The sequence below is a fragment of the Alcanivorax sp. genome, assembly GCF_002733835.1.
Classification (GTDB): Bacteria; Pseudomonadota; Gammaproteobacteria; order Pseudomonadales; family Alcanivoracaceae; genus Alcanivorax.
In genome coordinates, this window is sequence record NZ_NVWY01000030.1 from 1 (window position 1) to 26,151 (window position 26,151).

28 protein-coding genes and 1 riboswitch are annotated in these 26,151 nt (G+C 58.8%); of the genes, 14 read left to right on the top strand and 14 right to left on the bottom strand.

The features are described from left to right. Nucleotides 1-130 precede the first annotated feature (130 nt). Genes COA55_RS11130 through COA55_RS11145 form a run of 4 tightly spaced genes read right to left on the bottom strand, consistent with a single transcriptional unit; the run spans nt 131 to nt 2,451 of the window. Nucleotides 131-742 (bottom strand): TPM domain-containing protein, encoded by a 612-nt coding sequence (locus COA55_RS11130; protein WP_063538149.1) that lies wholly within the window; start codon nt 740-742, stop codon nt 131-133. After that, nucleotides 742-1,461, bottom strand: coding sequence for a TPM domain-containing protein (locus COA55_RS11135; RefSeq protein ID WP_290502205.1), 720 nt, complete (start codon nt 1,459-1,461; stop codon nt 742-744). Before COA55_RS11135 ends, COA55_RS11130 begins: the two co-directional genes overlap by 1 nt. 11 nt (nt 1,462-1,472) lie before the next feature. Then, on the bottom strand, nt 1,473-2,102 hold the full coding sequence (locus tag COA55_RS11140) for a LemA family protein (RefSeq protein ID WP_290502207.1): 630 nt from the start codon (nt 2,100-2,102) through the stop codon (nt 1,473-1,475). 40 nt (nt 2,103-2,142) lie between these two features. Continuing rightward, nucleotides 2,143-2,451 (bottom strand): GIY-YIG nuclease family protein, encoded by a 309-nt coding sequence (locus tag COA55_RS11145; RefSeq protein ID WP_290502208.1) that lies wholly within the window; start codon nt 2,449-2,451, stop codon nt 2,143-2,145. 98 nt (nt 2,452-2,549) lie between these two features. Between COA55_RS11145 and COA55_RS11150 the strand changes: the two genes are divergently transcribed. From COA55_RS11150 to uca, 11 genes are all read left to right on the top strand, one after another. Continuing rightward, a complete protein-coding gene (locus tag COA55_RS11150; protein WP_063521471.1) occupies nt 2,550-2,945 on the top strand; it encodes a hypothetical protein in 396 nt (131 codons plus the stop codon). Nucleotides 2,946-3,025: 80 nt separating this feature from the next. Further along, nucleotides 3,026-3,388: a HopJ type III effector protein gene (locus COA55_RS11155; protein ID WP_063521480.1), complete on the top strand. Its 363-nt coding sequence runs from the start codon at nt 3,026-3,028 to the stop codon at nt 3,386-3,388. Between the two features lie 167 nt (nt 3,389-3,555). Then, nucleotides 3,556-4,137, top strand: coding sequence for a glutathione peroxidase (locus COA55_RS11160; protein ID WP_063518980.1), 582 nt, complete (start codon nt 3,556-3,558; stop codon nt 4,135-4,137). A 61-nt stretch (nt 4,138-4,198) separates the two neighbouring features. After that, nucleotides 4,199-4,525 carry a hypothetical protein gene (locus COA55_RS11165; protein ID WP_231880494.1) on the top strand — a complete coding sequence of 109 codons (327 nt, stop codon included), beginning with the start codon at nt 4,199-4,201 and terminating at the stop codon, nt 4,523-4,525. 42 nt (nt 4,526-4,567) lie between these two features. Continuing rightward, on the top strand, nt 4,568-5,344 hold the full coding sequence (locus COA55_RS11170; protein WP_290502210.1) for a dienelactone hydrolase family protein: 777 nt from the start codon (nt 4,568-4,570) through the stop codon (nt 5,342-5,344). Between the two features lie 296 nt (nt 5,345-5,640). Then, a riboswitch (guanidine-I (ykkC/yxkD leader) is annotated at nt 5,641-5,781 on the top strand. A 56-nt stretch (nt 5,782-5,837) separates the two neighbouring features. Further along, nucleotides 5,838-6,902 carry a putative urea ABC transporter substrate-binding protein gene (locus tag COA55_RS11175; RefSeq protein ID WP_290502212.1) on the top strand — a complete coding sequence of 355 codons (1,065 nt, stop codon included), beginning with the start codon at nt 5,838-5,840 and terminating at the stop codon, nt 6,900-6,902. 92 nt (nt 6,903-6,994) lie between these two features. Then, nucleotides 6,995-7,828: an ABC transporter permease subunit gene (locus COA55_RS11180; protein ID WP_290502213.1), complete on the top strand. Its 834-nt coding sequence runs from the start codon at nt 6,995-6,997 to the stop codon at nt 7,826-7,828. Then, complete coding sequence (locus COA55_RS11185; RefSeq protein ID WP_063518975.1) at nt 7,828-8,616, top strand: ABC transporter ATP-binding protein; 789 nt, start codon at nt 7,828-7,830, stop codon at nt 8,614-8,616. The genes COA55_RS11180 and COA55_RS11185 overlap by 1 nt, the downstream gene beginning before the upstream one ends. A gap of 10 nt (nt 8,617-8,626) precedes the next feature. After that, nucleotides 8,627-9,361 carry an urea amidolyase associated protein UAAP1 gene (locus COA55_RS11190; RefSeq protein ID WP_290502215.1) on the top strand — a complete coding sequence of 245 codons (735 nt, stop codon included), beginning with the start codon at nt 8,627-8,629 and terminating at the stop codon, nt 9,359-9,361. Between the two features lie 43 nt (nt 9,362-9,404). Further along, nucleotides 9,405-10,046: an urea amidolyase associated protein UAAP2 gene (locus COA55_RS11195; RefSeq protein WP_063518973.1), complete on the top strand. Its 642-nt coding sequence runs from the start codon at nt 9,405-9,407 to the stop codon at nt 10,044-10,046. A 77-nt stretch (nt 10,047-10,123) separates the two neighbouring features. Next, entirely contained in the window at nt 10,124-13,714 is a 3,591-nt protein-coding gene (gene uca / locus COA55_RS11200) for an urea carboxylase (RefSeq protein ID WP_290502216.1), read from the top strand. 60 nt (nt 13,715-13,774) lie between these two features. Here uca and COA55_RS11205 read toward each other — a convergent pair whose 3' ends face one another. From COA55_RS11205 to COA55_RS11230, 6 genes are all read right to left on the bottom strand, one after another. Next, nucleotides 13,775-14,506, bottom strand: a complete 732-nt coding sequence (locus tag COA55_RS11205) for a glutathione S-transferase family protein (protein WP_290502218.1) — start codon at nt 14,504-14,506, stop codon at nt 13,775-13,777. Between the two features lie 57 nt (nt 14,507-14,563). Then, on the bottom strand, nt 14,564-15,445 hold the full coding sequence (locus COA55_RS11210) for an alpha/beta fold hydrolase (protein ID WP_290502220.1): 882 nt from the start codon (nt 15,443-15,445) through the stop codon (nt 14,564-14,566). Beyond that, nucleotides 15,432-15,623, bottom strand: coding sequence for a DUF1272 domain-containing protein (locus COA55_RS11215; protein ID WP_039926291.1), 192 nt, complete (start codon nt 15,621-15,623; stop codon nt 15,432-15,434). Before COA55_RS11215 ends, COA55_RS11210 begins: the two co-directional genes overlap by 14 nt. A 13-nt stretch (nt 15,624-15,636) precedes the next feature. Next, nucleotides 15,637-15,891, bottom strand: a complete 255-nt coding sequence (locus tag COA55_RS11220) for a hypothetical protein (RefSeq protein ID WP_290502223.1) — start codon at nt 15,889-15,891, stop codon at nt 15,637-15,639. Nucleotides 15,892-16,043: 152 nt separating this feature from the next. Continuing rightward, nucleotides 16,044-16,391 (bottom strand): DUF4345 domain-containing protein, encoded by a 348-nt coding sequence (locus COA55_RS11225; RefSeq protein ID WP_290502224.1) that lies wholly within the window; start codon nt 16,389-16,391, stop codon nt 16,044-16,046. Next, entirely contained in the window at nt 16,384-16,794 is a 411-nt protein-coding gene (locus COA55_RS11230; RefSeq protein WP_290502226.1) for a hypothetical protein, read from the bottom strand. The genes COA55_RS11225 and COA55_RS11230 overlap by 8 nt, the downstream gene beginning before the upstream one ends. 127 nt (nt 16,795-16,921) lie before the next feature. Between COA55_RS11230 and COA55_RS11235 the strand changes: the two genes are divergently transcribed. The 3 genes from COA55_RS11235 (at nt 16,922) to COA55_RS11245 (ending at nt 21,393) form a co-directional block, all read left to right on the top strand. Further along, a complete protein-coding gene (locus COA55_RS11235) occupies nt 16,922-17,746 on the top strand; it encodes a helix-turn-helix transcriptional regulator (protein ID WP_290502228.1) in 825 nt (274 codons plus the stop codon). Between the two features lie 69 nt (nt 17,747-17,815). After that, the gene (gene rapA / locus COA55_RS11240; protein ID WP_290502229.1) at nt 17,816-20,725 is read left to right on the top strand and encodes an RNA polymerase-associated protein RapA; all 2,910 of its coding nucleotides are present in this window, start codon (nt 17,816-17,818) and stop codon (nt 20,723-20,725) included. A 2-nt stretch (nt 20,726-20,727) separates the two neighbouring features. Beyond that, complete coding sequence (locus COA55_RS11245) at nt 20,728-21,393, top strand: dienelactone hydrolase family protein (RefSeq protein ID WP_290502230.1); 666 nt, start codon at nt 20,728-20,730, stop codon at nt 21,391-21,393. 276 nt (nt 21,394-21,669) lie between these two features. On the opposite strand, the gene COA55_RS11250 is transcribed toward COA55_RS11245, so the two are convergent. The 4 genes from COA55_RS11250 to coxB are packed head-to-tail and all read right to left on the bottom strand — an operon-like array spanning nt 21,670 to nt 26,007. Then, nucleotides 21,670-22,551, bottom strand: coding sequence for a cytochrome c oxidase subunit 3 (locus COA55_RS11250; protein WP_063520100.1), 882 nt, complete (start codon nt 22,549-22,551; stop codon nt 21,670-21,672). Nucleotides 22,552-22,579: 28 nt separating this feature from the next. Continuing rightward, the gene (locus COA55_RS11255; protein ID WP_290502233.1) at nt 22,580-23,155 is read right to left on the bottom strand and encodes a cytochrome c oxidase assembly protein; all 576 of its coding nucleotides are present in this window, start codon (nt 23,153-23,155) and stop codon (nt 22,580-22,582) included. 21 nt (nt 23,156-23,176) lie between these two features. After that, nucleotides 23,177-24,784, bottom strand: coding sequence for a cytochrome c oxidase subunit I (ctaD, locus tag COA55_RS11260; protein WP_290502235.1), 1,608 nt, complete (start codon nt 24,782-24,784; stop codon nt 23,177-23,179). Between the two features lie 14 nt (nt 24,785-24,798). Continuing rightward, on the bottom strand, nt 24,799-26,007 hold the full coding sequence (gene coxB, locus COA55_RS11265; RefSeq protein ID WP_290502236.1) for a cytochrome c oxidase subunit II: 1,209 nt from the start codon (nt 26,005-26,007) through the stop codon (nt 24,799-24,801). Nucleotides 26,008-26,151 lie beyond the last annotated feature (144 nt).

Consider the following 26,151-nt stretch of genomic DNA (forward strand, 5'->3'; position numbering starts at 1 on the left):
CTGAACCTCCCTGATCACAATGTTTTCCTCGCAGAATCATTGTAACCAGTTCGGTTCAGGCTTTTTCATTTGTCCCTCAACTGTGGGACAGCAGTGGGCCACATGGCCCCTTCTTGAACATTACCCGAAATCAGAGAATAACCAGATGATTGGGCAATTCGTTTTTCTGCTCAGTGGCGGGCACATGAGCAGCCAGTTTATCGCCACAAGCGGCCACGCACTCCTGGAACCCCTTCGCCACGTCACCGCGTTTCAGGTGCGCGATAAAGGCATCCACCATGCTTTGCCACTCGCTGTCCGGCACATGCTGGGCAATCCCCTGATCCGCAAGGATCTCCACATAATGCTCAGCCTCGCTGACAAAGATCAGCACGCCGGTGGCTCCCTTGGTGCGATGCAGCCCCTGCTGCAGAAACGCCTGGCGCGCCAGACTGGCGGCGCGGGCTTGCTGCAAACGCCGGGGCACCAGCCGGAACTGGATTGGTTTCACCCGGAACAGCACCGCCAGCACCAGCAACACGCCCCACTGCAGCAGCAAGGCTTCAAACGGAGTCAGCCACACGGGCAGGAACAACAGTACCGCCGGCACCAGCAACGATAACAGCGCCGCCCACATGACCGTTACGTAACGGTAATCGTCGGCCTGCCGGGCCAGCACGGTTACCATTTCCGCATCGGTGCGGGCCTCCTGTTCGCTGATGGCGCGGGCCAGTGCATCCTGTGCAGTGTTATCCAACAACATTACCAACCTCCCGAGGCGCCACCGCCTCCAAAACCACCACCGCCGCCGCCGAAGCCGCCGCCACCAAAACCGCCACCGCCGAAACCTCCGGCGCCCATTCCCATGGGCAGGAACATCAGGCCACCACGACGACCGCCACGGCCACCGCCGCCCCCAAAGGAGAGCAGGAAGGTGAGCACGATCATGACGCAGAGAATCAGCAATGCCTTGCCGCTGGACACTTTCTGCCGGGGTTGCTGTTCACCCTGGTACTCGCCCTTGATCGCTGCCTGGATGCTGGTTACCCCCGCCTGAATGCCGCCATAGAACTGGCCTTGACGGAAAGCCGGCAGGATTTCCTGCTGGACGATAACACTGGAAAGCGCATCCGTGAGGACACCTTCCAGACCGTAGCCCACTTCAATGCGCACCTTGCGATCATTGGGCGCGACGATCAGTAGCACGCCATTGTCGTTCTCTTTGCTGCCGATGCCCCATTCACGGCCCAGTTGATAGCCATAATCGGCAATGTCGTAGCCCTGCAGATCGGGCAGGGTAACCACCACCAGCTGATTGGACGTGTTCTGTTCTGCGGCGGCCAGGGCCTGGGTGAGGCTCCGGGTCTGGGCGGGGGTCAGCAACCCCGCTTCATCGACCACCCGGCCGGACAGCGCCGGAAACTCCGGCGCCGCCCACAGCGAGGTGCTGAGCAGCAGAACAATCAGTGCGAAATAGCGCATTAAACCCTGCCCTAGTTAAAGTTCACGGAGGGAGCCTGGTCCGCGTCTTCGGCGGTGGCTTCATAGGTGTCACGCGGTTCCATGTCGCTGTACAGGAAGCTGTGCCACAGGCGACCGGGGAAGGTGCGGATTTCCGTGTTGTATTGCTGCACCGCAGCGATGTAATCCCGGCGCGCCACACTGATGCGGTTTTCCGTGCCTTCCAGCTGCGATTGCAGGGCCAGGAAGTTCTGGTTGGCCTTCAAATCCGGGTAGCGTTCTGCCACCACCATCAAACGCTGCAGGGCGGAGCCAAGCTGACGCTGGGCCTGCTCGAACTGCTTCAGTTTTTCTGGATTATTGAGCATGTTGCCATCCACCTGGATGGAACCCACCTTGGCCCGGGCCTGGGTCACGTCCACCAATACTTCCTGCTCGTGGCTGGCATAGCCCTTGACCGTGTTGACCAGGTTGGGAATCAGGTCGGCACGGCGCTGGTACTGGTTTTCCACCTGGGACCAGGCCGCTTTGACCTGCTCGTCATAGGTAGGAATGTTGTTGATGCCACAGCCGCTCAACCAGCCTGCCAGCAATACCAGCATGGCGCTGCGCCACACCGTGGCCATGCGCGGCATCGTCCGCGCGGTCAGTGTCTTTGTCATCGATCCGGTCTCCTTGATGGTGTTTGTGTTGTCAGAATCGTCACGGCTCTCTGAGCGTCTCGATCCAGACCGACAGCGGCCGCTGCCGTTTTTCTGCTTGCAGGGCCGCCAGCAACCGTTGTTTGTCGCGGCGGCTTAACCGTTTTATCCGTGCCTCCAGCTGACTGGCGGAGGCCCTGTCGCCCCCCGGCAGTAGCAACACCGGTCGCACCGGACGGCGGGCCCGGGTATAGCGCGCCCCTTTCGGGCTGGTGTTGTGCTCGTGAAACCGGCGTGCCGGTTCGGTGCTGATCCCGGTATACAATGACCGGTCCGCACACTCCACCATATACACCCACCACTGTTGCATGGTTTTACACCCACCCCTGCGATGGCTGGTATGATGCCAGAGACACTGCGCGCACTTAAGCGCCATTACAACAAACCTCAAGCGACAAGGATGCAATTATGGTGACCTATCTTTATTGGTTCCTGGTGGCAGCATTGGTCATTGGTACGCTGTTCGGTCTGGGCGTACGGCTGGGAAAATGGAAGCCCGCGCTGATTATTGCTGTGATCATCTGGCTGGCCGCCACCATCGCCTACTACTTCTGGCTTCAGCAGGTCTTCGTAAAACGCTTTGGCGGCACCATGCATATCACCGTGCCTGAAGAGCAGTACCACATCAGCGCCACCTGGAAAGATGACAACCTGTGGATCGAAAACTACAACCCGGAAACCAACGAGTGCATTTTCCGGGAATATTCCCGTGGCAACATGCTGGAAGGGAAAGTGGTCATCAAGAACTGTAGCCCGCTGCAAAGCACCGGCATGGTTCTGCCTAAAGATTCCGCTGTGCAGTAAACATAACCCCCCGCGCCAACCGTGACTCTGTGCAGGGTTGGCGCTATCCTGCAGCGCTTTACATCGCACAGGACTCCCCCATGAGCACCTCCCTAAGCACCTTGCTGGACACCCTGAACAGCGCCCCCGAAAGCGTCACTTTCGACGCGGTACAAGCCGTCATTGCCGAGCACTACCACTACACCCCGGCCACCTTCATCAATGGTGAGGGCGATGACAGTGTGCGTAACGAAGCCGGCACCAATGAAGGCTCGTGCAAGATTTTTGCCTTCGCCAAACTCCAGACGCTTTCCGATGCGCAGACCCTGGCCTGCTTCGGCCATTTTTACCGCGAGCATGTACTGGGCAACCCGGACGGCAGCGACCACGCCAACATTCGCACCTTCATGCGCCACGGCCTGAGCCAGGTGGTGTTCGACACTCCCGCACTGGCGGCCAAATAGCGGGCTTGTGGATAGCGGTGGATAGCGCTGGCGGGCGCCTGATGCGGTGAACAGGAAACCCCATCAAGGCCGGGAGCGACCCTTCGCGTTGCCTTGACCGGTCTTCGCGATACTCTCAATATCGAACGTTCCGGCAATCCCGCTGACGTAAACAAAGGACACCCTGCATGCCCTGCCCCCTGCGCCATGCCCTTACCACGCTTGCCCTGCTGGCTCCCTTGCTTACACCCCCGCTGGCAGGCGCCGACTCAGCCTGCGCCCCGGCGCTGGATGCCTCCGTGCGCAAGCTGCACGCCAGCAGCGAGCTGGATTTGTGCGCCCTTACAGCGGGCAAACTGACACTGGTCGTCAATACGGCCAGCCAGTGCGGCTACACCCCACAGTTCAAGGGCCTGGAAGCGCTATACCAGACTTACCGTGAACAAGGCCTGGTCATCATCGGCTTCCCCTCCGACGACTTCCGCCAGGAACTGGACGATGAGGCCGATACCGCCAGCGTCTGCTATGTGAACTACGGCGTCAGCTTCCCCATGGCTGCCACCAGTCAGGTCAAGGGCGATGCCGCCAACCCGGTGTTCCAGGCGTTGAACCAGGCGGCCGGCGAGCCCGGGTGGAACTTCAACAAATACCTGGTACCCGCCAGCGGCGACGGCATCATCCATTTCCCCGCGGCGGAAAAGCCTCTGGGCGGCAAGCTGGAAGCGGCCATCCGGCAAGCGCTGCCCGGCTCTCAAGGCCAGACGGACTAGCCACCGTGGTGGCAGCGTTCATATGAGCCTGCTATTGTGATCGATCAACCCATCAGCCCCGATGAGTCCCGTGAAAGTTCGTAACAGCAAGGAACAACAACGGTATCGCCTGGAACGCGACATGGAACGCTTTCTCTCCGAAGGCGGGTCCATTAGTGAAGTGCCAAACGGGGTGAGTGGCGCCGATGCAGTCTCCGGCAAAGGCCACCAGACGGTGCTGTTCAATGGCCCACGTCAGGCGCAACGCACTGACCTGAGCCAGGTAGCAGCCACTATTGATGCACGCAAGCACAAGCCCCGCCGGCAACGCTTGAATGCCCGACCGCAGCGCAAACTGGTTTATGACGACTTCGGCGAACCACTACGCTGGGTCTGGCAGAATAAATAACCCGCCTTATGGCACCCTTATGGCACATCCAAGGACAGGTCTATGAAACGGTTTTTCCTGCTGGTATCCCTGATTGTCGCTGGCCAGACCAGCTCCGCCGATATTATTGAAACCGAAGTCACCCTGCCGGACGGCCTGGGCAAAGGCATCATGTACCTCAACGATGACCAGAAAGACCCTGGCCCCGGGGTGATCGTGGTGCACGAGTGGTGGGGCCTGAACGACTATGCCCGTAACCGCGCCCGCATGCTGGCTGAAGCGGGTTACACCGCACTGGCCGTGGACATGTACGGCACCGGCGAAGTCGCCACCCACCCCAAAGACGCCAAAAGCTTCATGGAAACCGCCCTGGCCGACCCGCAAGCCATGAACGCCCGCTTCCAGGCCGCCCGCACCATGATGCTCAAACAGCAGCAGGTAGCGCCGGGCCGCCTGTTTGCCATTGGCTACTGTTTTGGCGGGGCGGTGGTGCTGGAACAGGCCCGTCGGGGGACCGACCTGGCCGGGGTAGCCAGCTTCCACGGTAGCCTGGGCACAGAGAACCCGGCCAAGGCCGGCGACATCAAGGCCCGCGTGCTGGTCGCCACCGGCCAGGCGGACCCCATGGTACCCGCAGAACAGGTCAGCGGTTTTGTCAGCGAGATGACCACCGCTGGCGCAGATTTCCAGCTACTCAGCTTTCCCGGTGTGAAACACAGCTTCACCAACCCGGGGGCAGATGCCGCCGGCAAACGCTTTGAAATGCCGCTGGCCTACAGCGCCCATGCGGACCAGATAAGCTGGCAAGCACTGGTCGACTTCCTGGAACACGAGGAATAATCACCCGCACCAGAATTGCGCATCACCGCGCACCACGCACCATGCCGGCACCCATTCAGGTACCGGCATGGTCATCCTCCTCACACACACTACCCCCCTTTTCTTTCTCCCGCTTTCGCCTCAGCCCACGGCTCGCGCGGACGCACGCCTTTTCCCCTCCTCGCCAGGCCCATCTTGGCACTCCCTTTGCTTTGTTACGCAAGAGGAATCGAATGGCCTTGTTGCCATTAGGGAGCCTCTAAATGACACCTTGCATGCAAGGTCTTTCAGAGGCTCCCGACTCAACACAATGTGCACCAATAGACCGCTAGGGTTCCGGTCGACTGCGTCAGCAGCCGATGCCTGGTCCGAGAGCAGTCGACCTTCTTGGCGCCGATAGACCCGCAACAACGTCTATCGGCAGGGGGGTTACACGGCGGGACAAAAGCCCGGGAGGACACGATGACAACCTTGTCATTGGATTCCTCATCGTCCGTAGCCAAGGAGCTCCACCATGACCCGTTCCGTACGAAAGACCGCTGCCGTTGCAGCGCTTGCCCTGTTCACCTCACTCACGCCGGTCACCGCGCTGGCTAAAGATTCCTTCAGCATATGCTGGTCCATCTATGTGGGCTGGATGCCGTGGGATTACGGCGCCCAGCAGAAAATCGTGGATAAATGGGCCGACAAGTACGACATCGACATCGACGTGGTGCAGATCAACGACTACGTGGAATCCATCAACCAGTACACCGCCGGCGCCTACGACGGTTGTGCCATGACCAACATGGACGCCCTGACCATTCCCGCCGCCGGCGGCGTGGATTCCACAGCCCTTATCGTCGGCGATTTTTCCAACGGCAATGACGGCGTTGTGCTGAAAGGCGCTGACACGCTGGCTGACATCAAGGGCCAGGACGTGAACCTGGTGGAATTGTCTGTTTCTCACTACATGCTGGCCCGGGCACTGGAAACCGTGGGGCTGAGCGAAAGAGACCTGACCGTGGTGAACACCTCCGACGCCGACCTGGTGTCTGCCTACACCAGTGATGACGTCACTGCCGTGGCCACCTGGAATCCGTTGCTCAGCGAAATCACCCGCATGCCGAACAGCCACAAGGTGTTCGACTCCTCGGAAATTCCTGGCGAGATCATCGACCTGATGGTCGTTAACACGGAGACCCTCAACGCCAACCCGGATTTCGGCAAAGCCCTCACCGGTGCCTGGTACGAAATCATGGCCACCATGTCTGCCGACAATGATGCCGGCAAAGCGGCCCGCACCTTCATGGGCAAAGCCTCCGGCACCGACCTGGCCGGCTACGAAGCGCAATTGGCGTCCACCCGCATGTTCTACCAGCCCAGCGAAGCCGTTGCTTTCGTTAACAGTGCTGAGCTGAAAGACACCATGCAGAAAGTGGCGGAGTTTTCTTTCCAGCACGGCTTGCTCGGTGAGGGCGCACCGGATGCCGGCTTTGTCGGTATCGAAACCCCGGCCGGCATCTATGGCAGCGACAGCAATGTGCAGCTGCGCTTCATCCCGGATTACATGGCCATGGCGGCTGAAGGGAAATTGTAGCCCCCTGCCCGCAGCACGCCTCACGCGGCACGCATCATAAATGCCGCGTGTTGCGTGAGGCCTGAGCGCGACATCAATCACCGGGAACTGCCATGAAGAAACTGATTAATCGCCAGCCGGGAAATGTGGGCCGCTGGGCACTGGGGCTGCTGCCCTTCGCCTTGCTACTGGTGCTCTACATGCTTGCCTCTGATGCACGGCTGGCAGACAACCCCAACGACAAATTGCTGCCCCCGCTCAACAGCTTTGTGGACGCCATCCAGCGCATGGGGTTTGAACCCAGCAAACGCACTGGCGACTACCTGCTCTGGGCCGACACCCTGGCCAGCTTGCAACGGCTTGGCATCGGCGTAGCCATTAGTGCCCTGGCAGCTTTGGTTGTCGGCATCGGCAACGGCACCATTCCCTATATTCGTTCCACCCTGTCGCCACTGGTCACCGGGTTATCCCTGGTTCCTCCCATGGCGATTCTGCCCGTGCTGTTCATTATTTTCGGATTGGGCGAACTGGCCAAAGTGATGCTGATCATCATCGGCATCACGCCGTTTTTAATCCGCGACCTGCAACAACGGGCACTGGAAATTCCCAGCGAACAAATCATCAAGATGCAGACGCTGGGCGCCAACACCTGGCAAATCATTACTCGCCTGGTGTGGCCACAACTGATGCCACGGCTGATCAGCGCCGTGCGTCTGTCACTGGGCCCAGCCTGGCTGTTTCTGATTGCCGCCGAAGCCATCGCCGCCACGGAAGGGCTGGGCTACCGGATCTTCCTGGTACGCCGCTACCTGGCCATGGATGTGATTCTTCCCTACGTGGTGTGGATCACCCTGCTGGCGTTCGCTATCGATTTTCTGCTCAACCGCTATTCCCACTGGCGCTACCCCTGGTTCCACCAGCAGGGTTTTCAGGGAGGGCAGGGATAATGGCGATTATCGAAATGAAAAACCTGTGGAAAGAGTACGGCGACCAGGTTGTGCTGGAACGGCTCAACACCACGGTGGAAGAAGGCGAATTTATCACCATCGTCGGCGCCTCCGGCTGCGGCAAGACCACTTTTCTGAAGTTGCTGTTGGGCACCGAACAAACCACCCGTGGTTCGCTATTGCTGGATGGCAAACCGCTGCCAGCCGAGCCGGATGAAAGCCGTGGCGTCGTGTTCCAGCGTTACTCCGTACTCAGCCACCTCACTGCGGTGGAAAACGTCATGCTCGGCGGCGAACTGCAACATAACCGCTGGCTGGGTTTCAGTTTTGGAAAGCGCCACAGGCAACTGAAAAAGCAGGCACTGGAAATGCTCGACAGCGTCGGCCTCAGCCACGCCGCTGACAAGTACCCCCACGAACTGTCCGGCGGCATGCAACAACGCCTGGCCATCGCCCAGGCACTGATCAAAAAACCCCGCATCCTGCTATTGGACGAGCCTTTCGGCGCTCTGGACCCGGGCATCCGTGCCGACATGCACAAGCTGGTGCTGTCCCTGTGGAAAGAACAAAAGCTCACCGTGTTCATGATCACCCATGACATCAACGAAGGCTTCTATCTGGGCACCCGCCTGTGGGTATTCGACAAACCCCGCCTGGACCCGCAAGCCCCCGGAGCCTATGGCGCCCGCGTGACCTATGACCTGCCTGTGGGCGACTGCCAGACCGGCACCCTCACCTCCATTAACGAAAGCGTGGACAACACCAGCCGCGCCATCGACAGCTTTTAAGGTGATCACCATGACGACGAATTCTCTCCATGACGAGCCTCTCTACCAAACCACCTTGCCCGGCAGTGCCCACTGGTCGCTGCGGGTACGCCGGGGCATGCAACTGCGTTTTACAGATTTGGAAGGCGGCGCCAACCTGGGCCTGTTGATGTACAACCCGGAAGACCTGCTGGAACGCTACAACGCCCCCGACACCCTGAAAGGCCAACACACCTTCAAACTGACCCGGGGCAACTGCCTGTATTCCGACATGGGCCGGGTATTTGCGTCCATTGTGGAAGACGACTTCGGCTGGCATGAGTCCGTGTGCGGAACACTCAGCGAAAAAAAACTACAGGAAAAATATCCGGTAAGAACCTATCAGGACCATCACAACCAGTGGACCCTGAGCGGCGAACAAAGCTTCCTTACGGAGCTGGCGAAATACGGCCTCACCGAACGGGACATGGCCGCCAATCTGAATCTTTTTTCCAAAGTCGCCACCGATAAAGACGGCAACCTGATATTCGATTCATCTGCGGCCAAAGCCGGGGCCAGTCTCACCCTGCGTTTTGAAATGGACACCCTGGTCATCCTGAACAGCTGCCCCCATCCGCTCAATCCTGCGAAGGATTACCCGATGAAGCCGGTAGGTATCGAAATGTTCAAAGCACCACCGGTGTCCGACGATGATTACTGCAAGAATTTTCGTCCGGAAAATACCCGCGCCTTCGAGAACAACCGACTTTATCACCTGGGCATGTAAGGCCCGCCGCACGTAACAAGCATCACGCAACAAGGGAAAACACATGATCAAAGAAAGCCAACGTGAACCGAACCAGGCCAGTTTTCGCGAAGTGGTGGCGGCAGGTGATTACTTCATTCATACCGTGAAGCAGGGCCAGACCGTGCGTTTGCTGGATCTGCAAGGCAACCAGGCCGCCGACACCCTGTTCTACAGCGCCGCTGACCCGGGAGAACGCTACAGTGCCATGGACACCATCCGCGAACAGGGCAATGTCTACCTCACCGCCGGCACCACGCTGATGTCCAACCGGATAAACCCGCTGCTGAAAATCGTGGCCGACACCTGCGGTCGTCACGACACCCTGGGGGGCGCCTGTGCTACGGAAAGCAATACCGTGCGTTACGATCTGGAAAAGCGCTGCATGCATGCCTGCCGTGACAGCTGGATGCTCGCCGTTAACCAGCATCCGGAATTTTCTCTGGGCAAACGTGACATCACCCATAACATCAACTTCTTCATGAATGTGCCGGTCACCGCCGACGGCGGCCTCACCTTCGAGGACGGCATTTCCGCACCAGGAAAATATGTGGAGCTGACCGCCTGCATGGATGTGGTCATCCTGATTTCCAACTGCCCGCAACTGAACAACCCCTGCAACGGCTACAACCCGACACCAATTGAAGTACTGATCTGGAACGATTGATCGCGCCTGCCGGGACGACCCGGATACAGCGCAAGAATTCATAGCGGGACGGCCCGCTACCGCCAAGAGACACTCTCATGTTCAACAAAGTGCTGATTGCCAACCGCGGAGCCATTGCCACCCGTGTTATCCGTACCCTGAAGAAAATGGGCATCACCGCCGTGGCCGTTTTCGCCGAAGCCGACCGGGACTCCCTGCACGTCACCCAGGCCGATGAAAGCTACTGTCTTGGCGACGGCAGCGCCCGGGATACCTACCTGAATCAGGATGCCCTGTTCGCCTTGATGGAAGAGCACAACGTGGATGCGGTGCACCCCGGCTACGGTTTTCTTAGTGAAAACCCGGATTTTGTCAAAGGTTGCGAAGCACGGGGCATTGCCTTTATCGGGCCCACACCGGAACAGATGAACACCTTCGGGCTGAAACATACCGCCCGCGCCCTGGCGGCAGATACCGGTGTCCCGTTACTTTCTGGCACCCCACTGCTCACCGATAAAGACGCCGCGCTAAACGCCGCCGACAGCATCGGCTACCCGATCATGTTGAAGAGTACCGCCGGCGGTGGCGGCATCGGCATGCAGGTCTGCGAAAACGCGGCCAGCCTGGACAAAGCCTGGGATACGGTTCGGCGCCTAAGTGCCAATAATTTTTCCAACGACGGCGTCTTCATCGAAAAATATATCGCCCGTGCTCGCCATATCGAAGTGCAGGTTTTCGGCGATGGCCAAGGCAACGCTATCACCCTGGGCGAACGGGATTGCTCTGCCCAGCGTCGCCACCAGAAGGTGCTCGAAGAAACCCCCGCGCCCAACCTGCCAGATGCGGTGCGCGCAGACTTGCATGCCACCGCAAAAACCCTCATGGAAGCCGTTCATTATCGTAACGCCGGCACCGTGGAATTTATTCTCGACCAGGACAGCAACGCCTTTTATTTTCTGGAAGTGAATACCCGCCTGCAGGTAGAGCACGGTGTCACCGAACAGGTATATGGCGTTGACCTGGTGGAATGGATGGTGCAACTGGCCGCCCGGGAACTGCCCGCGCTGGATCGACTCGGCCCGGACCTGACCGCCTGTGGCCACGCTATCCAGGCGCGGATTTACGCGGAGGATCCGAACAAGGATTTCCAGCCCAGCGCTGGATTGCTTACCGCCGTGCAGTTCCCTGATGCAGACGGGCAATCGCGCCGCATTGATCACTGGGTGGAAGCCGGACTGACGGTGTCCCCCCTGTTCGATCCCATGCTGGCCAAAGTGATCGTTCACGAAGCCAGCCGCGATGCTGCTCTGGCGGCATTGAACAACACCCTCGCAGAAACCGGCATCGAAGGCATTGAAACCAACCGGGATTACATCCGTGCCATTCTGGCCGACCCGATTTTTTCCCAGGGTAAAATGACCACCCGCTACCTGAACGATTTCCGCTATCAGCCGTTCACCATGGACGTGCTGGCCGGCGGCACACTCACCACCGTGCAGGACTACCCTGGCCGCAGCGGCTACTGGCCCGTGGGCGTGCCGCCGTCCGGGCCGTTCGACAATCTCAGTTTCCGCCTGGGCAACCGCCTGCTTGGAAACGAAGAAAACGCCGCCGGACTCGAATTCACCCTCAATGGCCCCACGCTGAAATTCAACCAGGCCACCCGCATCGCCCTCACCGGTGCGGACATGCAAGCCACACTGGATGATCAACCGGTTCCCGGTTATCGCTCTATTGAGGTCCTGGCCGGCCAGACCTTAAAGCTTGGCAAAGTCAGCGGCGAAGGGGCACGCGCCTATCTGGCCGTGGCCGGCGGCCTGCAGTGCACGCCCTATCTGGGCTCGCGCAGTACCTTCACCCTGGGACAGTTTGGCGGCCATGGTGGCCGCGCCCTGCGCACCGGCGATGTTCTGCATTTTCAGGAAGCAGCGCCGACACCGGCCTCAGTAACCGTGCCAGACTCCCTCAAGCCAGCGCTCGGCAACCACTGGACCCTGCGCGTTATTTACGGCCCCCATGGCGCCCCGGACTTTTTTACCAACGACGACATGGCCATGTTCTTCTCCACCGACTGGCAGGTGCATTACAACTCCAGCCGCACCGGTATTCGCCTGGTAGGTCCCAAGCCCACCTGGGCGCGCAGTGACGGCGGCGAAGCCGGCATGCATCCGTCCAACATTCACGACAATGCCTACGCGGTGGGCACGGTGGACTTCACCGGAGACATGCCGGTGATCCTCGGCCCCGACGGCCCCTCACTCGGCGGCTTTGTCTGCCCGGCCACCGTAGTCCTGGCAGATCGCTGGAAACTCGGTCAGCTGAAAGCCGGGGACACCTTACGGTTCGACGCCATCAGTCTGGCAGACGCGGATGCACTGGCGGAAGAACAGGACGCCTGCGTCGCCACCATGACTGCCCCGGTGAAACAGGTGGAAAGCACCGCCATCACCACACCGGTTCTCAATACCCTGTCGGCGGACGAGGCCGGTGTGGAGGTGGTCTACCGCGCCGCAGGGGATCGTTATCTGCTGGTGGAATATGGATCGCTGGTACTGGACCTGCGCCTGCGCTTTCGTGCCCACGCCCTGATGTTGTGGTTGGAAGAACAAAAACTGGATGGCGTTATCGAACTGACACCGGGTATTCGCTCCCTGCAGATTCATTTCGATCCATTGCGCCTGCCGCGCCACGCATTACTGAAAACACTCGCCGATACCGAGCACGCCCTGCAGCAGCAGGACGACCTGGAAGTGCCCTCACGCATTGTCCATATTCCACTAAGTTGGGATGACGAGGCCTGTCATCAGGCCATCGAAAAATACATGCAGTCCGTACGCAAGGATGCCCCCTGGTGCCCCTCCAACCTGGAATTTATTCGCCGCATCAACGGGCTGGATAACGTGGACGAGGTCAAAAAGATCCTGTTCAGCGCCAGCTATGTAGTGATGGGCCTTGGCGATGTGTATCTGGGTGCCCCGGTGGCAACCCCCTACGAGCCACGACACCGTCTGGTCACCACCAAGTACAACCCGGCCCGCACCTGGACGGCAGAAAACTCCGTGGGCATCGGCGGCGCCTACCTGTGCGTCTACGGCATGGAAGGTCCCGGCGGCTACCAGTTTGTCGGGCGCACCCTGCAGATGTGGAATCGCTACCGCCAGACAGAGGCGTTTGACCAGCCCTGGCTGCTTCGCTTCTTCGACCAGATTCGTTTCTACGAAGTCAGCCACGAGGAACTCAAGCAAATACGCCGGGATTTTCCCAAGGGGCAGTACCCGATTCAGGTGGAAGAGACCACGTTCAGCCTGAACGCCTACCAGCAATTTCTCGATGACAACCAGCAGGATATCGCCACCTTCACCGATGCCCGCAATCAGGCATTTGATCAAGAACTGCAACGCTGGGTGGAAAGTGGCCAGATCAACTTCCAGTCAGAACAGGATCTGGACGCGGACAACGGCGCTGACGATGTGCAAGGCACACCCGTGGAATCCCCGGTGGCGGGCAGCATCTGGAAACTGAAGGTGCAGGAAGGCGACAACGTGAACGAAGGCGATGTGGTGGCGGTACTGGAATCCATGAAAATGGAAATAGAAATTTACGCCCCCGCCACAGGCAAGGTTGCTGCCCTCACTCGGCAGGAAGGCCAGCAAATCAATGCCGGCCAGGCCATCATGGTGCTGGATTAGGACCAGTCCACATCATGGTTACCCTCGGCGCGGTTCATGCAGAATAGGAGGCGTTGGGCATCAACCCCTTTCCTCCTGATAAAAACGTCGATAAGGAGCAAGATGTTCCGCCTGGCCGTTCACCCAGGTTTGCAAGGGCTCAGGCATGGATGAAGGCCAGTCCAGGCCGTACGCCGATGGCATAAATAGCGGCGCCAGCAAGCTGGCTGCCGCCAGGTCTGCCCGCGAGAATTGCTCGCCCACCAGGTAGGTGCGCCCCTGGTAAGCCTGTGACAAGGTCTGGATAGACTGCTCCAGAGCCACACGGCTGTCGCTGACATGGGGCTCGCGGATTTGCATTCCCTTGCGCATCAGCCCCTGTAATTTCGGGAAAATCGCCCGCAAAAATGCCTTCCCCCAGAACGGCCCACCCTTGGCAAAAAAGGGAATCACCAAATTCGGGTGGTCCAGCAAGGTGTGATAACAGTAACGGCGAACGTGCGGCCCAATATTGTCGTCGCAGAACGTTTCCCAGCGCAGCGCCTCTTCTCGTTCCTCCTGGCTCTGCGGGGTCAATGAGCGGGCCGGGAACTGCGTATCCAGATAGCTGATAATGGCCGCTGAATCTTGCACGTAGTGCCCGTCGTGCTCCAGCACCGGCACACTGCTGAACGGCGCCACCGCCTTCATCTTCTTCAAATGCAGGCCTGGCAGGTGGTTCTTCACCCGGTAATCCACGCCTTTGTAGTCCAGTGCCCAGCGCACTTTTTCGCAATAGTGGGAAATCGGGAATTGGTGCAGGACGATGGCCATACGGGCATCCTTTTAGTGAGTTAATTGCGGATCACATGAAAAAATAAATAGTGTGGGTCAAATGTTATGACCGCCGTTATTATTTTCTGCGCCGTTTTTTTCATGCCAGCGGACAATTTCTTTCACCGCCGCCGCCGGAGAACGTGCCCAGCGAAAATGATCTGCACGGTCATTCAATGCCTGCTTATCCAGCAACACATTGCTCACGGTCGCTGCGATGAATTTTTCGTTTACCGCCTCCACCGACGCGGACGGCGCAAAGGCATCATCCGCCATGCGCAGACTCAACACCGGCCCACTATACTGCGCGATACCACAATCCAGGTCGTCGCTGAAGCCATTGGCCTGATACCGGTTGGTTTTCGCCAGGGCCAGCCAGTCTTGCATCAGGGTTCTGGCTTCACGACCGCCAAACCCCAATTTGTCGCCAGGGTAATAACCCAACAACGCCGATGCAGGCGGGATCATGGCGCAAAGAACTTTCAGCTTGCGGCGGGTCTTACCGGTAAAGCCACCCAGCCAGGGGCTGCCACAGGCAGCCAGAATAATGCCGTCTATTTGCTCACCGTAAACACCAGCCGCCATGGCAGAATAATGGCCGCCCAGAGAGTGTCCCATGAGATAAACCGGCAAGGACGAAGAACGGCTTTTCACCCAGTCCAGCGCCACAGGTATTTCATTGACCAAAGCCTCACGAAAGCCCCAGTCGCAGTGATGCGACGGGCGCCAGGGGCTGTCGCCATGGCCCCGTTGTTCCAGTAAGGCCACGTTCAACCCGGCCGCCTGTAATGCCTGCGCCAATGGCTGATAGAAACGCGCCCCCATGCCTAGTGCCGCCATTAAAATCACCGATCCGCTGGCACTTTCTGCCGAGTACCAGTTGACCGGCAAGGTATAGCCTGCGCCGCCAGGCAGAGACATTGGCTCAGCCGCTTTCATTACTGGCCTCCTGACGGCGGGGGCGTTTCACCAGTTCACCCTGACAATTGGGGCAACGGCTTGCATGGATGGTGCAGCAGTCCACACAGAAGGTGCATTCATAGGAGCAGATATAGGCTTCTGCATCGGCCGCCAGGGAACACTGGCAACTTTCACAACTGGATCGCATTTCAAGCATCTGGATCATCCGATTAGTGCGCTTTGACTTTCTCTTTGCCGCAGCGATCACAGCGGTATACCGTCACCAGCTTTCCCTGCTTCACATCAAACTGCTTTTCCTTGCAGATCACCCACTTGTGAAAGTCGTGCTGACACATGCCTTTTTTTGGCATCTTCTTTTGCGGTTTTTTGAACGGCAGAATATCGCCCATTAGCTCAGCACCGTGACTACAACTGGTTACCGGAGCATACCGTAAATTAGGTTCATCGCGGAATTGAGTGATCAACCGGCTTCAGAACTTGTCTCATTAGCCCGCCCGGCAACCGCTGGACGCCGGATGCCCGACGACAGTCGCTCAGGCCAAGGGGCTTTACGTCAGGCATCCGGCATCGAGAAGCATGCTATTTACTCTAACCCGTGAAGAACCGTAAATGAGCCCTAAAGCGAGTTCAGCAACCCCAGCCCCAGAACGATTTCTATTACCATGAACAATGCGGGGTAACGATCCAGGCGGCGATCCACCAGCCAGGATAGTAACCGGCCAGCCGCCATGCCCAGCAAGGCCATCGACAAGCTCACCACCACCCCGTCACGCCATTGCGGCTGATCACGACACACCATTAACAACACAGCCATTGCCACACCATAGCCGCCATACACAGCGCGGACTTCGCTGCGGGCCGGCACGGGCAGCGCGGTTATCGCCACCCACCGCGTTATCGAATGGGGCGACACCAGCGCCACCGAGCCCATCAACAGAAACGCCAACGCAGTCATTTCAATCATGAGCAGTGCCCTGCTCGGGTTGTGACCCTTGCCGCTGCAGTCCCCGCCACTGACACAGGGCGCAGAACGCTACCAGCAACGCCACATCCAGCAGCAGAACATGCCCCCAGAATGACAACCACGAAGCCCCCAGCAGCATGACCACCGGCGTTGCCAGCACCCAGGCCAGATCCGCCAGTGTCACCATCTTAGCCGGCCCGGACGATATGGGTTTGCGCGTGGCCACAAAAGCCACATCCGCTGCAAAAACCAGCAAGGCGCCCCCGAGAATCATCAGTATCTGCGGGCTGAACGCCCCCATCAGTGACGCCAGCCTGCCCGGGGCCAGCAAGAGCGCCGCTCCCAATAACGTTGAGCAGACAGCATTGAATAACAAAGCATGTTTGAGTGAAGTCCAGGGCATGATGCACCTCCAGTTTTCTGGCTTTGGTCGCGAATTACCGCAACGGGCCGGTTAGTGTTAGATTCAGCCTCTGCTGAACAAGGAAGTGAAACAATTACCCCAGAGGTAATGGCGAAGCCTGGCGGCCATGACCATGCTGATCCGCCACAGAAAAGTGAGAGCCCCGATGCAGACTGGCCAGATACTCGCGGAACTGCGTAAAGCCCGCCGCCTCAGCCAACTGGAACTGGCGTTACGGGCCGACGTATCCAGCCGGCACCTGAGCTTTATCGAAACCGGACGCAGCCAGCCAAGCCCTGCCATGCTCAAACGTCTGGCACTGGAAATGGAGTTAAGCTGCCGGGACACGAATCGACTACTGCTGGCGGCGGGTTACGCACCTGCCTTCACCGAAACGGACCTGAGCAGTAACAGCATGGCACCGGTGCGCGAAGCGCTGAGCGTCATGCTCACAAACCACAACCCGCTGCCTGCCGTCGTCCTCGATGCCCACTGGAATGTATTAATGGCCAACGAGGCTCAGCAGCGGCTGATGGGCCTGATGATTGAGGAGCGCGGGCCTTTTCCACAGACCGCCAATGTGGTCGAACTGGTGTTCCATCCCCAGGGTTATCGGCCGTTTCTGCGCAACTGGGATGAGGTGGCCGCCTTCCTGCTGCGCCGCCTGCACCGTGACCAGCAAGCTCGCCCTGACCCGGCACTGGCCACATTGCTTGATCGGCTGGCGGAATTGGCCGATCTGGACGCCCTGCTGCATCAACCACCCGGTAATGATCACAGCGCGCCCATGATGGCCCTGGACATTGAGCTGGCCGGCCAGCGGCTACGCAGCTTCTCCACCCTGGCCAGCTTTGGCACCGCGCTGGATGTGGTCATGGAAGAACTGCGCATCGAACATTACTTCCCCGCCGATGAGGCCACCCGCCGCTGGTTCCGAAATCAGATTCAATAGGCCTCACCCATCGAAGGGGGGCGTACAAACCCGTATAATTCGCCCCCCAAGCAATCACCGGCAGCAACAATGACTGACTTTATCCCCGGCCAACGCTGGCTGAGCGAATCCGAAACCGAGCTGGGCCTCGGCATCATCAAGGAATTGGATTACCGACTGGTCACCGTTGAATACCCGGCGGTAGAGGAAGAGCGCACCTACGCCAAGAACAATGCCCCCCTGTCCCGGGTCACCTTCGACAGCGGCGACACCATCCGCACCGCCGATGAAATGGAGCTGGTGGTCACCGAAGTCAACGAGCTCAACGGCCTCAAGGTCTACATGGCGCACCCGAAAGATGGCAGCCCGGACGATATTCAGCCGGTGCCGGAAACCAACCTGGGTCACACCCTGCGCCTGACGGCGGCACTGGACCGCCTGCTGTCCAATCAACTGTCTTCCAATCGCTGGTTTGAACTGCGTATCGACGCCCTCAATGCGCACTGCCGCCAGCAGCAATCCACCATCAAGGGGTTGCGTGGCCCGCGCATCGACCTGATTGGCCACCAGTTGTATATCGCCGACCAGGTGGCCAACCGTTTTGCCCCACGGGTATTGCTAGCCGATGAAGTGGGCCTGGGGAAAACCATCGAAGCCGGCCTGATTCTGCATCAGCAACTACTCACCGGCCGTGCCAAGCGGGTACTGGTGGTGGTGCCTTCCCCACTGGTGCACCAGTGGTTTGTGGAAATGGTGCGCCGCTTCAACCTGCACTTCTCTATCTTTGATGCCGAGCGCCTTAACGCCCTGCAGCCGGAAACCAGCATCAAGGACATGCTCGCGCAAATCATTGAAGAGGAAAACACACCGGACGAAGACACTGCCGACGACTCAGATTCCGTCCGCGCAGCCTCCGGTGACGACAACCCGTTCCTCAGCGAGCAGCTGATTCTGTGCAGCACCGACTTTCTCAGTGAGTGCGATATCGAGCAGCTAGCCGCCGCCGACTGGGATCTACTGGTGGTGGATGAAGCCCATCACCTGGAGTGGTCCGCTGGCCAGGCCAGTGAGGATTACCAGCGAGTGGAAACCATTGCCCAAAAGGCCCGTGGGCTGTTGCTGCTCACCGCAACACCCGAACAATTGGGCCTGGAAAGCCATTACGCTCGCTTGCGTCTGCTCGACCCGGAACGCTACCCCAGCCTGGAGGCCTTCAAGGACGAGCAAGCGCACTATCAGGATGTGGCGGCGCTGGCTGGCCGTTTGCATGACGAACCCAGCTGGGATGCAGCACTGAAGAAAGAAGCCGTTGCCCTGCTGCCGGACATGAATATTGACGAAGCGGACCGCGATGCAATCCTCACGGAACTGCTGGACCGCTCCGGCCCCGGCCGCGTCATGTTCCGTAATACCCGCCACAACATCGCCGGCTTCCCGGCCCGCCACGCGCACGGCATCCCGCTGACGCTGCCGGACGAATACAAATACGACAGCGACGAAGAAATTGACGGCCACCTGCACCCGGAAACCCTGTTCCACGATGATCGCTGGTGCAGCCTGGACCCCCGAGTGAACTGGCTGGAAAACTTTTTCAAACAGCATCGTCACGACAAGGTGCTGGTGATCTGTGCCAGCAAGCACACCGCCACCGACCTGCATGCCCACTGTAACTACAAGCTGGGCATGAACGTGGCCATGTTCCATGAAGACATGGACCTGATCGAACGGGACCGGGCCGCCGCCTTTTTCGCCGATGACTTCGACGGTGCCCAGGCGCTGATTTGCTCGGAAATCGGCTCCGAAGGCCGTAACTTCCAGTTTGCCCATCATCTGGTGCTGCTGGATCTGCCCTTGAACCCGGACCTGCTGGAACAACGTATCGGCCGGCTGGACCGTATCGGCCAGAGCGAAGATATCCAGATTCACGTGCCCTACTTCGAGCAGCACGCCCAGGAGGTGTTGTTCCGCTGGTATCACGACGGCATGAACGCCTTCGAGCACACCAACCCGGCCGGCCACGACATCTACCTGCGCAGCCGCGACGCGCTGGAGCCACTGCTGACCGGCGACCCGGAATACACCGCCATCGAAGCGCTGGTCGACGATACCCGCACCATCACCAACGAACTGCATACGCTACTGGAGACCGGCCGCGACCGCCTGCTGGAACTGAGCTCCTTCGACAGTGAGCGAGCTGAAACCTTGATCACCGACCTGATCGCTGCCGATGACGACAGCCCTCTGCCTTTCATGCAGCGCATCTTTGATCGTTACGGCGTGGAACAGGAAGATCATTCCGACACGGCCATCATCCTCAAACCCGGCCCGCACATGCGCGATGCGTTCCCCGCCCTGCCGGAAGAAGGCGTCACCATGACCGACAACCGGGCCACTGCACTGGCCCGCGACGACATGCAATTCCTGACCTGGGAGCATCCCATGGTCACCGGCAGCCTGGAGATGATGCTCACCGAACACCGTGGCAAAGCCGCCGTCAGCCTGCTCAAGAATCCCAAAATCAAGGCTGGCACCCTGCTGATCGAAGCCATCTATACCGTTGATGCCATTGCTCCCAAACAGTTGCAGGCAGACCGCTTCCTTCCCACCACGGTGATTCGTCACCTGCTGGATGCCAATGGCAAAAATATCAGCCAGGCCATCAGCCACGACGGCCTGAGCCAGCAATGCCACAAGATGGACAAGCCTCTCAGCCGCAAGATCGTTGGCAGTCAGAAACCCCTGCTGGAAAAATTGCTGAAAGCCGACGAAACCAGCGCCAGTCAGGAAGCGGAAAGCATTATTGCCGCTGCCCAGGAAAAAATGCGCGCCGAACAGGCCCACGAGCTGGCTCGCCTGAAAGCCCTGCAAGCCAAAAACCCGGCGGTCCGTCACGAAGAAGTAGAAGCCCTGGAAGCGCAAACACAGGCTCTGGAAAAATGCCTCAGCGAAGCTCAGTGCCAACTTGAAGCCGTGCGAATTATTGTCTCGGGAGGAGACTGACCATGAGTGATCTATTGCGTTGCGTTGAAATCGAACCATCAGCCCAAGCCACCGCCAGTGTGATCTGGCTACACGGCCTGGGCGCCAGCGGTCACGATTTTGAGCCCATTGTCCCCGAGCTTCAGCTGCCTGCGGACCTGCCCGTGCGGTTTGTCTTTCCCCATGCCCCGCAGATTCCCGTTACGGTGAACGGGGGCATGGTCATGCCCGCCTGGTACGACATTCTCGCCATGGATATCGACCGCAAAGTGGACGAAGCCGGCGTTCTGGCCTCAGCGGACGCGGTAGATGCACTCATCGAGAGGGAAATCGCCCGCGGCATTCCCAGCGAACGCATCATTATTGCGGGTTTCTCACAAGGTGGTGCCGTTGCCTACCAGGCCGCCCTGCGTCAGCCCAAGCCTCTGGCCGGCCTGCTTGCTCTCTCCACCTACATGGCCATGCCCGTCACACCCAGCGAGGCCAATGCCAAGCTTCCCGTGATGATCTGCCACGGCAGCATGGACCCGATGGTGCCGGAACAGCTGGGCCAACGGGCCGCAGCCACCCTGACTGAACTGGGCTATACCCCGCAATACCGCAGCTACCCCATGGAACACATGGTCTGCCTGGAGCAGATTCGGGATATTGGGAAGTGGATTACGCAACGCCTGATGCCGAATGCCTAACGCCTGACAAGGCTGGGCTGGCTCCCTTGCTCAGTTGTGGGAGCCTGCAATTCGGCGGCAGGCCCCATTCACGCTGAATGTCTGATTACGGCTACGCCTAATCAGACCTACTCCTGACCCCTTACTGTGTGTGGGCAAGCTCCCACAGAACACCCCCTTCCTCTCTGCTTTTTTCCGTCATGCATCTGGCATCAAACACCAGCCACAAAAAAAGCCGCGTCCCTCTCGGGGCGCGGCTTTTTCGTGTTGCCTGTCGCGTGACGCGTGCAGCGTCTCTTACAACCAGTACACCGTGATAAACAGGAACAGCCACACCACGTCCACAAAGTGCCAGTACCAGGCACCCGCTTCCCAGGCGAAGTTATTCTCTTCATCGAAGTGCCCCTTGATCACACGCAGCAGGGTCACAAACAGGAAGATGGTACCGATGGTCACGTGTGCACCGTGGAAACCGGTGAGCAGGAAGAACAGGCTACCGTAGATACCCGCATCCAAGGTCAGACCCAGCTCGGTGTAAGCGTGGATGTATTCTTCCACCTGCAGGAACAGGAAGATGATCCCCAACACCACCGTGGCCGCCTGGAAAGCGATCAGGGTACCGCGCTTGCCTTCCAGCAAGGCGTGGTGAGCAATGGTCAGCGTGATGGACGACACCAGCAGGATAGCCGTGTTGATAGCCGGCAGCCCCCATGCGCCCATGGCCTGGGTGGTATCACCCGCCGGGGTCACGGTTAGCGGCCACATGGCCTGGAAGTTCGGCCACAGCAGTTCGTGGGTCATGGCGTTGCTGCCTTCCCCGGACAACCACGGCAGAATCAACCAGCGAGTGTAGAACATGGCGCCAAAGAAGGCCGCGAAGAACATCACTTCGGAGAAGATGAACCACAGCATGCCCTGACGGTAGGAACCGCCCAGCTGATTACTGTGCAAGCCACCCACAGATTCCTTGATCGTGTCACGCCACCACAGGGCGATCACTATCAGTAACCAGGTCAGACCCAGGAAGAACAGGGGCTTGCCGAAGAAACTGGGCTCCATGTCTGCCATGGTGCTCTGCTGAATGAAGTGCGCACCGCCAATGGCGGTCATGAACAAACCGATGGACGCGGTCAACGGCCAGGGGCTGCTCTCGGGAACGTAATACTTTTCAGTAGCCATTAAAAAATCTCCTCTACAACCGGCTGTTCTAGTTAGCAGCCACGCTGTTGTTTTTACCGGCGACCCGCTCTGTCACATCGAAGATCGTATACGACAGAGTGAATTGATTAATGTGACTGGGAATTTCCGGATCCAGATAGAAAATCATCGGCATGTTCTTGCGCTCACCTGCCAGCAAGGTCTGCTGATCGAAGCAGAAACACTGCGTCTTGTGCAGGTATCGAGCCGCTTCCCCCGGTGTTACCGACGGGATGCTCTGGGTAATCATGTCCGATGACGTCGGGTTGCTTGCGAAAAAGTGCACCAGCGTAATTTCCCCCGGATGCACCTTGACCCGCTTGGTCTCAGAAGTGAATTCACCACTGATTCCGTCGCCCTTCTGGGTAATGAATTCCACAGTCACGGTACGGTCTGCCACCACATTTTCAGGCACCTGGGTGGCGGCCGTACTCGATGTTTTTCCATTCAGTCCGGTGACATCACAGATAACGTTATAAAAGGGCACCATGAGGAAGGCGAAGCCAAACATGGCCACCGCCCAGACCAACAGCTTTTTCAGCGTGCGCTTGTTGCGCTGTTCAACACTGAGCTGTTCGCCACTCATGGTGTCCTCCGTCACTCTCTGTTACTTGACTACCGGCGGGGTGTCATAGGTGTGGAACGGCGCCGGTGACGGCACTTCCCATTCCAGGCCTTCGGCACCTTCCCACGGCTTGGCCGGGGCTTTTTCACCTTTCTTAAGGGCGCACAGCACGGCCACAGCCAGGAACAACAACTGCGAGAGGCCGAACCAGAAGCCGCCAATGGAAATCCAGAAGTTGTAATCCGCAAACTGCAGCGCGTAGTCAGCGTAACGACGCGGCATTCCAGCCAGACCCACGAAGTGCATGGGGAAGAACAGCAAGTTGGCGGAAATCAGGGAGTTCCAGAAGTGCAGCTCACCCAGGGTCTTGTTGGGCATGATGCCGGACCACTTCGGCAGCCAGTAGTAGGCCGCAGCGAAGATGGAGAAGATCGCACCGGTCACCAGCACGTAGTGGAAATGCGCCACCACGAAGTAGGTGTCATGGTACTGGAAGTCTACCGGGGTGATCGCCAGCATCAGGCCGGACAGACCACCACAAGTGAACAGCACCACAAAAGCGATCGCCCACTTCATCGGCAGCTCAAAGGTCATGGACCCGCGCCACATGGTTGCGACCCAGTTGAACACCTTCACGCCGGTAGGCACGGAGATCAGCATGGTCATGTACATGAAGAACAGGGTACCGGCCAGCGGCATGCCCACGGTGAACATGTGGTGAGCCCACACGACAAAGGACAGCAGCGCAATGGAGGCAGTCGCGTACACCATGGAGGCGTAACCGAACAGCGGCTTGCGGGCAAAGGCCGGAATGATCGCTGACACGATACCGAAGCTCGGCAGGATCATGATGTACACCTCAGGGTGCCCGAAGAACCAGAACACGTGCTGGAACAGTACCGGGTCACCACCACCGGCGGCATCGAAGAAGCTGGTGCCGAAGTGACGATCGGTCAACATCATGGTCACTGCACCGGCCAAAACCGGGATAACCGCGATCAGCAGGAAGGCGGTGATCAGCCAGGTCCACACGAACAGCGGCATCTTCATCAGGGTCATGCCCGGGGCACGCATGTTGAAGACAGTAACGACCACGTTGATCGCACCCATGATGGAAGAAATACCCATCATGTGAACCGACAGAATAAACAGGTCAGTGGACGCCGGACCGTACTTGGTCGACAGCGGCGCATAGAAGGTCCAGCCAAAGTTCGGGGCGCTGGGGTTACCGGCACCGAACGCGCTCATCACCACCGAACCAATCAGGATGGCGAAAGCGAAAGGCAGGATCCAGAAGGACCAGTTATTCATCCGCGGCAGCGCCATATCCGGCGCACCGATCATCAAGGGAATCATCCAGTTGGCCAGGCCAACCGTGGCGGGCATCACCGCACCAAATACCATGACCAGACCGTGTACGGTGGTCATCTGGTTGAAGAATTCCGGATCCACGAACTGCATGCCGGGCTCGAGCAGCTCGGCACGAATTACCATGGCAAGGAAACCGCCGGACAGGAACATGGCGAAGCTGAACCACAGGTACAAGGTACCGATATCTTTGTGGTTGGTGCTGAACAGCCAACGTTTCAGGCCGGTCGGGGCGTGGTGATGATCGTGATGATCATCATGGGTTGCAGCTGCAGTAGACATTGCTATCCCCTCCCTTATTCGTGGTCGTTAACGTCGGCGGGCTGAATCAGATCGCCGGTGTCGTTGCCGAAAGCATTACGCTCGTAGGTGATCACCGCCGCAATCTGGCGAGGTGTCAGCTGAGCCTTGAAGTTGGGCATGGCACCACGGCCGTGCACCAGCACATCGATATGCTCGTTCAGGTGCTCTTTATTGGTGGCAAATTCCGTACCGGCAAACGCCAGGCCGATACCGCCTTCACCATTGGCACCGTGACACAGGGCACAAGCGCTGTCGTAAACCTGCTTGCCTTCTTCCAGCGCCTGATCGATACCGGCAAACGGTGTCAGATCCGGGCCTGAGGCAGCTTTTTCTTTCTCTTCGGCAATCCAGGTCTTGAACTCGTCCTGGGTCACCACTTCTACAGCAATCGGCATGAAGGCGTGGTTCTTGCCACACAGTTCCGCACACTGGCCGTAGTAAGTGCCTTCCTTACCTTCCGGTACCAGTGCCCAGGTTTCATTGACGAACCCGGGGATTGCATCTTTCTTGCCGCCGAAATCCGGCACCCAGAAAGAGTGGATCACGTCGTCAGAGGTCACCAGGAAGCGTACTTTCTGGCCCGACGGAATGATCAGTTTGTTATCCACTTCCAGGTTGTAGTTGTGGTCTTTCTCGGGAGCGTCCTTGCCGACCAGATCTTTCGCGGTGCCATAGGGGAACAGACCGCCGGACAGAACCGGGTTGTTGTACTGTTCCGGCGGCGTGGCCAGGTTGGAGAAGAAAGAGACACCAATATCGTTGTCGTCTTCGTACGTCAGGTACTCGTAGCTCCACTTCCAGCGATAGCCGGTCACCTTCACCGTCAGCTCTGATTCAGCGGTATCGTCCAGCTGAACCAGTACGCGGGTGGCCGGTACGGCCATGGCGATCAGGATAACGAAGGGGATCACTGTCCACAGCACCTCGAAAAACACGTTTTCGTGGAAGGTGGAAGGATTCGGATTCTTGGAACGGCGGTGGCGGATCATCGAGAACAGAATCAGGCCACAGACCAGAAGACCGATGACGGTCACGATCCAGAGAACGGTGGTGTGAAGATTTTGAACTTCCTGACTGACCTGGGTTACCCCCGGTCGCAGATCGAGATCGGAACGTTCGGTCCAGTCGCTAGCGAAGGTCATGCCACTGATCATCAGTGACGTCAGACCCGCCGCCGCGCGGTGGAACAGAGTTGACTGCATGCGTTTGCTCCCTGTTTTCCCCAGCGCTACCCCGTTACAGGCACGCTTGTTCTTTGCCGTTACCGGCGCCTGGAAAGCGAGTTTCAGGATTGATGCGGCGAAACGGTCACCAGACCTTCCCCACTGACATCGACGACCAAGGGG

Coding starts and splice junctions, on each gene's coding strand:
- COA55_RS11130 (WP_063538149.1), bottom strand. CDS start 742: ATGTTGTTGGATAACACTGCACAGGATGCACTGGCCCGCGCCATCAGC.
- COA55_RS11135 (WP_290502205.1), bottom strand. CDS start 1,461: ATGCGCTATTTCGCACTGATTGTTCTGCTGCTCAGCACCTCGCTGTGG.
- COA55_RS11140 (WP_290502207.1), bottom strand. CDS start 2,102: ATGACAAAGACACTGACCGCGCGGACGATGCCGCGCATGGCCACGGTG.
- COA55_RS11145 (WP_290502208.1), bottom strand. CDS start 2,451: ATGCAACAGTGGTGGGTGTATATGGTGGAGTGTGCGGACCGGTCATTG.
- COA55_RS11150 (WP_063521471.1), top strand. CDS start 2,550: ATGGTGACCTATCTTTATTGGTTCCTGGTGGCAGCATTGGTCATTGGT.
- COA55_RS11155 (WP_063521480.1), top strand. CDS start 3,026: ATGAGCACCTCCCTAAGCACCTTGCTGGACACCCTGAACAGCGCCCCC.
- COA55_RS11160 (WP_063518980.1), top strand. CDS start 3,556: ATGCCCTGCCCCCTGCGCCATGCCCTTACCACGCTTGCCCTGCTGGCT.
- COA55_RS11165 (WP_231880494.1), top strand. CDS start 4,199: ATGAGTCCCGTGAAAGTTCGTAACAGCAAGGAACAACAACGGTATCGC.
- COA55_RS11170 (WP_290502210.1), top strand. CDS start 4,568: ATGAAACGGTTTTTCCTGCTGGTATCCCTGATTGTCGCTGGCCAGACC.
- COA55_RS11175 (WP_290502212.1), top strand. CDS start 5,838: ATGACCCGTTCCGTACGAAAGACCGCTGCCGTTGCAGCGCTTGCCCTG.
- COA55_RS11180 (WP_290502213.1), top strand. CDS start 6,995: ATGAAGAAACTGATTAATCGCCAGCCGGGAAATGTGGGCCGCTGGGCA.
- COA55_RS11185 (WP_063518975.1), top strand. CDS start 7,828: ATGGCGATTATCGAAATGAAAAACCTGTGGAAAGAGTACGGCGACCAG.
- COA55_RS11190 (WP_290502215.1), top strand. CDS start 8,627: ATGACGACGAATTCTCTCCATGACGAGCCTCTCTACCAAACCACCTTG.
- COA55_RS11195 (WP_063518973.1), top strand. CDS start 9,405: ATGATCAAAGAAAGCCAACGTGAACCGAACCAGGCCAGTTTTCGCGAA.
- uca (WP_290502216.1), top strand. CDS start 10,124: ATGTTCAACAAAGTGCTGATTGCCAACCGCGGAGCCATTGCCACCCGT.
- COA55_RS11205 (WP_290502218.1), bottom strand. CDS start 14,506: ATGGCCATCGTCCTGCACCAATTCCCGATTTCCCACTATTGCGAAAAA.
- COA55_RS11210 (WP_290502220.1), bottom strand. CDS start 15,445: ATGAAAGCGGCTGAGCCAATGTCTCTGCCTGGCGGCGCAGGCTATACC.
- COA55_RS11215 (WP_039926291.1), bottom strand. CDS start 15,623: ATGCTTGAAATGCGATCCAGTTGTGAAAGTTGCCAGTGTTCCCTGGCG.
- COA55_RS11225 (WP_290502224.1), bottom strand. CDS start 16,391: ATGATTGAAATGACTGCGTTGGCGTTTCTGTTGATGGGCTCGGTGGCG.
- COA55_RS11230 (WP_290502226.1), bottom strand. CDS start 16,794: ATGCCCTGGACTTCACTCAAACATGCTTTGTTATTCAATGCTGTCTGC.
- COA55_RS11235 (WP_290502228.1), top strand. CDS start 16,922: ATGACCATGCTGATCCGCCACAGAAAAGTGAGAGCCCCGATGCAGACT.
- rapA (WP_290502229.1), top strand. CDS start 17,816: ATGACTGACTTTATCCCCGGCCAACGCTGGCTGAGCGAATCCGAAACC.
- COA55_RS11245 (WP_290502230.1), top strand. CDS start 20,728: ATGAGTGATCTATTGCGTTGCGTTGAAATCGAACCATCAGCCCAAGCC.
- COA55_RS11250 (WP_063520100.1), bottom strand. CDS start 22,551: ATGGCTACTGAAAAGTATTACGTTCCCGAGAGCAGCCCCTGGCCGTTG.
- COA55_RS11255 (WP_290502233.1), bottom strand. CDS start 23,155: ATGAGTGGCGAACAGCTCAGTGTTGAACAGCGCAACAAGCGCACGCTG.
- ctaD (WP_290502235.1), bottom strand. CDS start 24,784: ATGTCTACTGCAGCTGCAACCCATGATGATCATCACGATCATCACCAC.
- coxB (WP_290502236.1), bottom strand. CDS start 26,007: ATGCAGTCAACTCTGTTCCACCGCGCGGCGGCGGGTCTGACGTCACTG.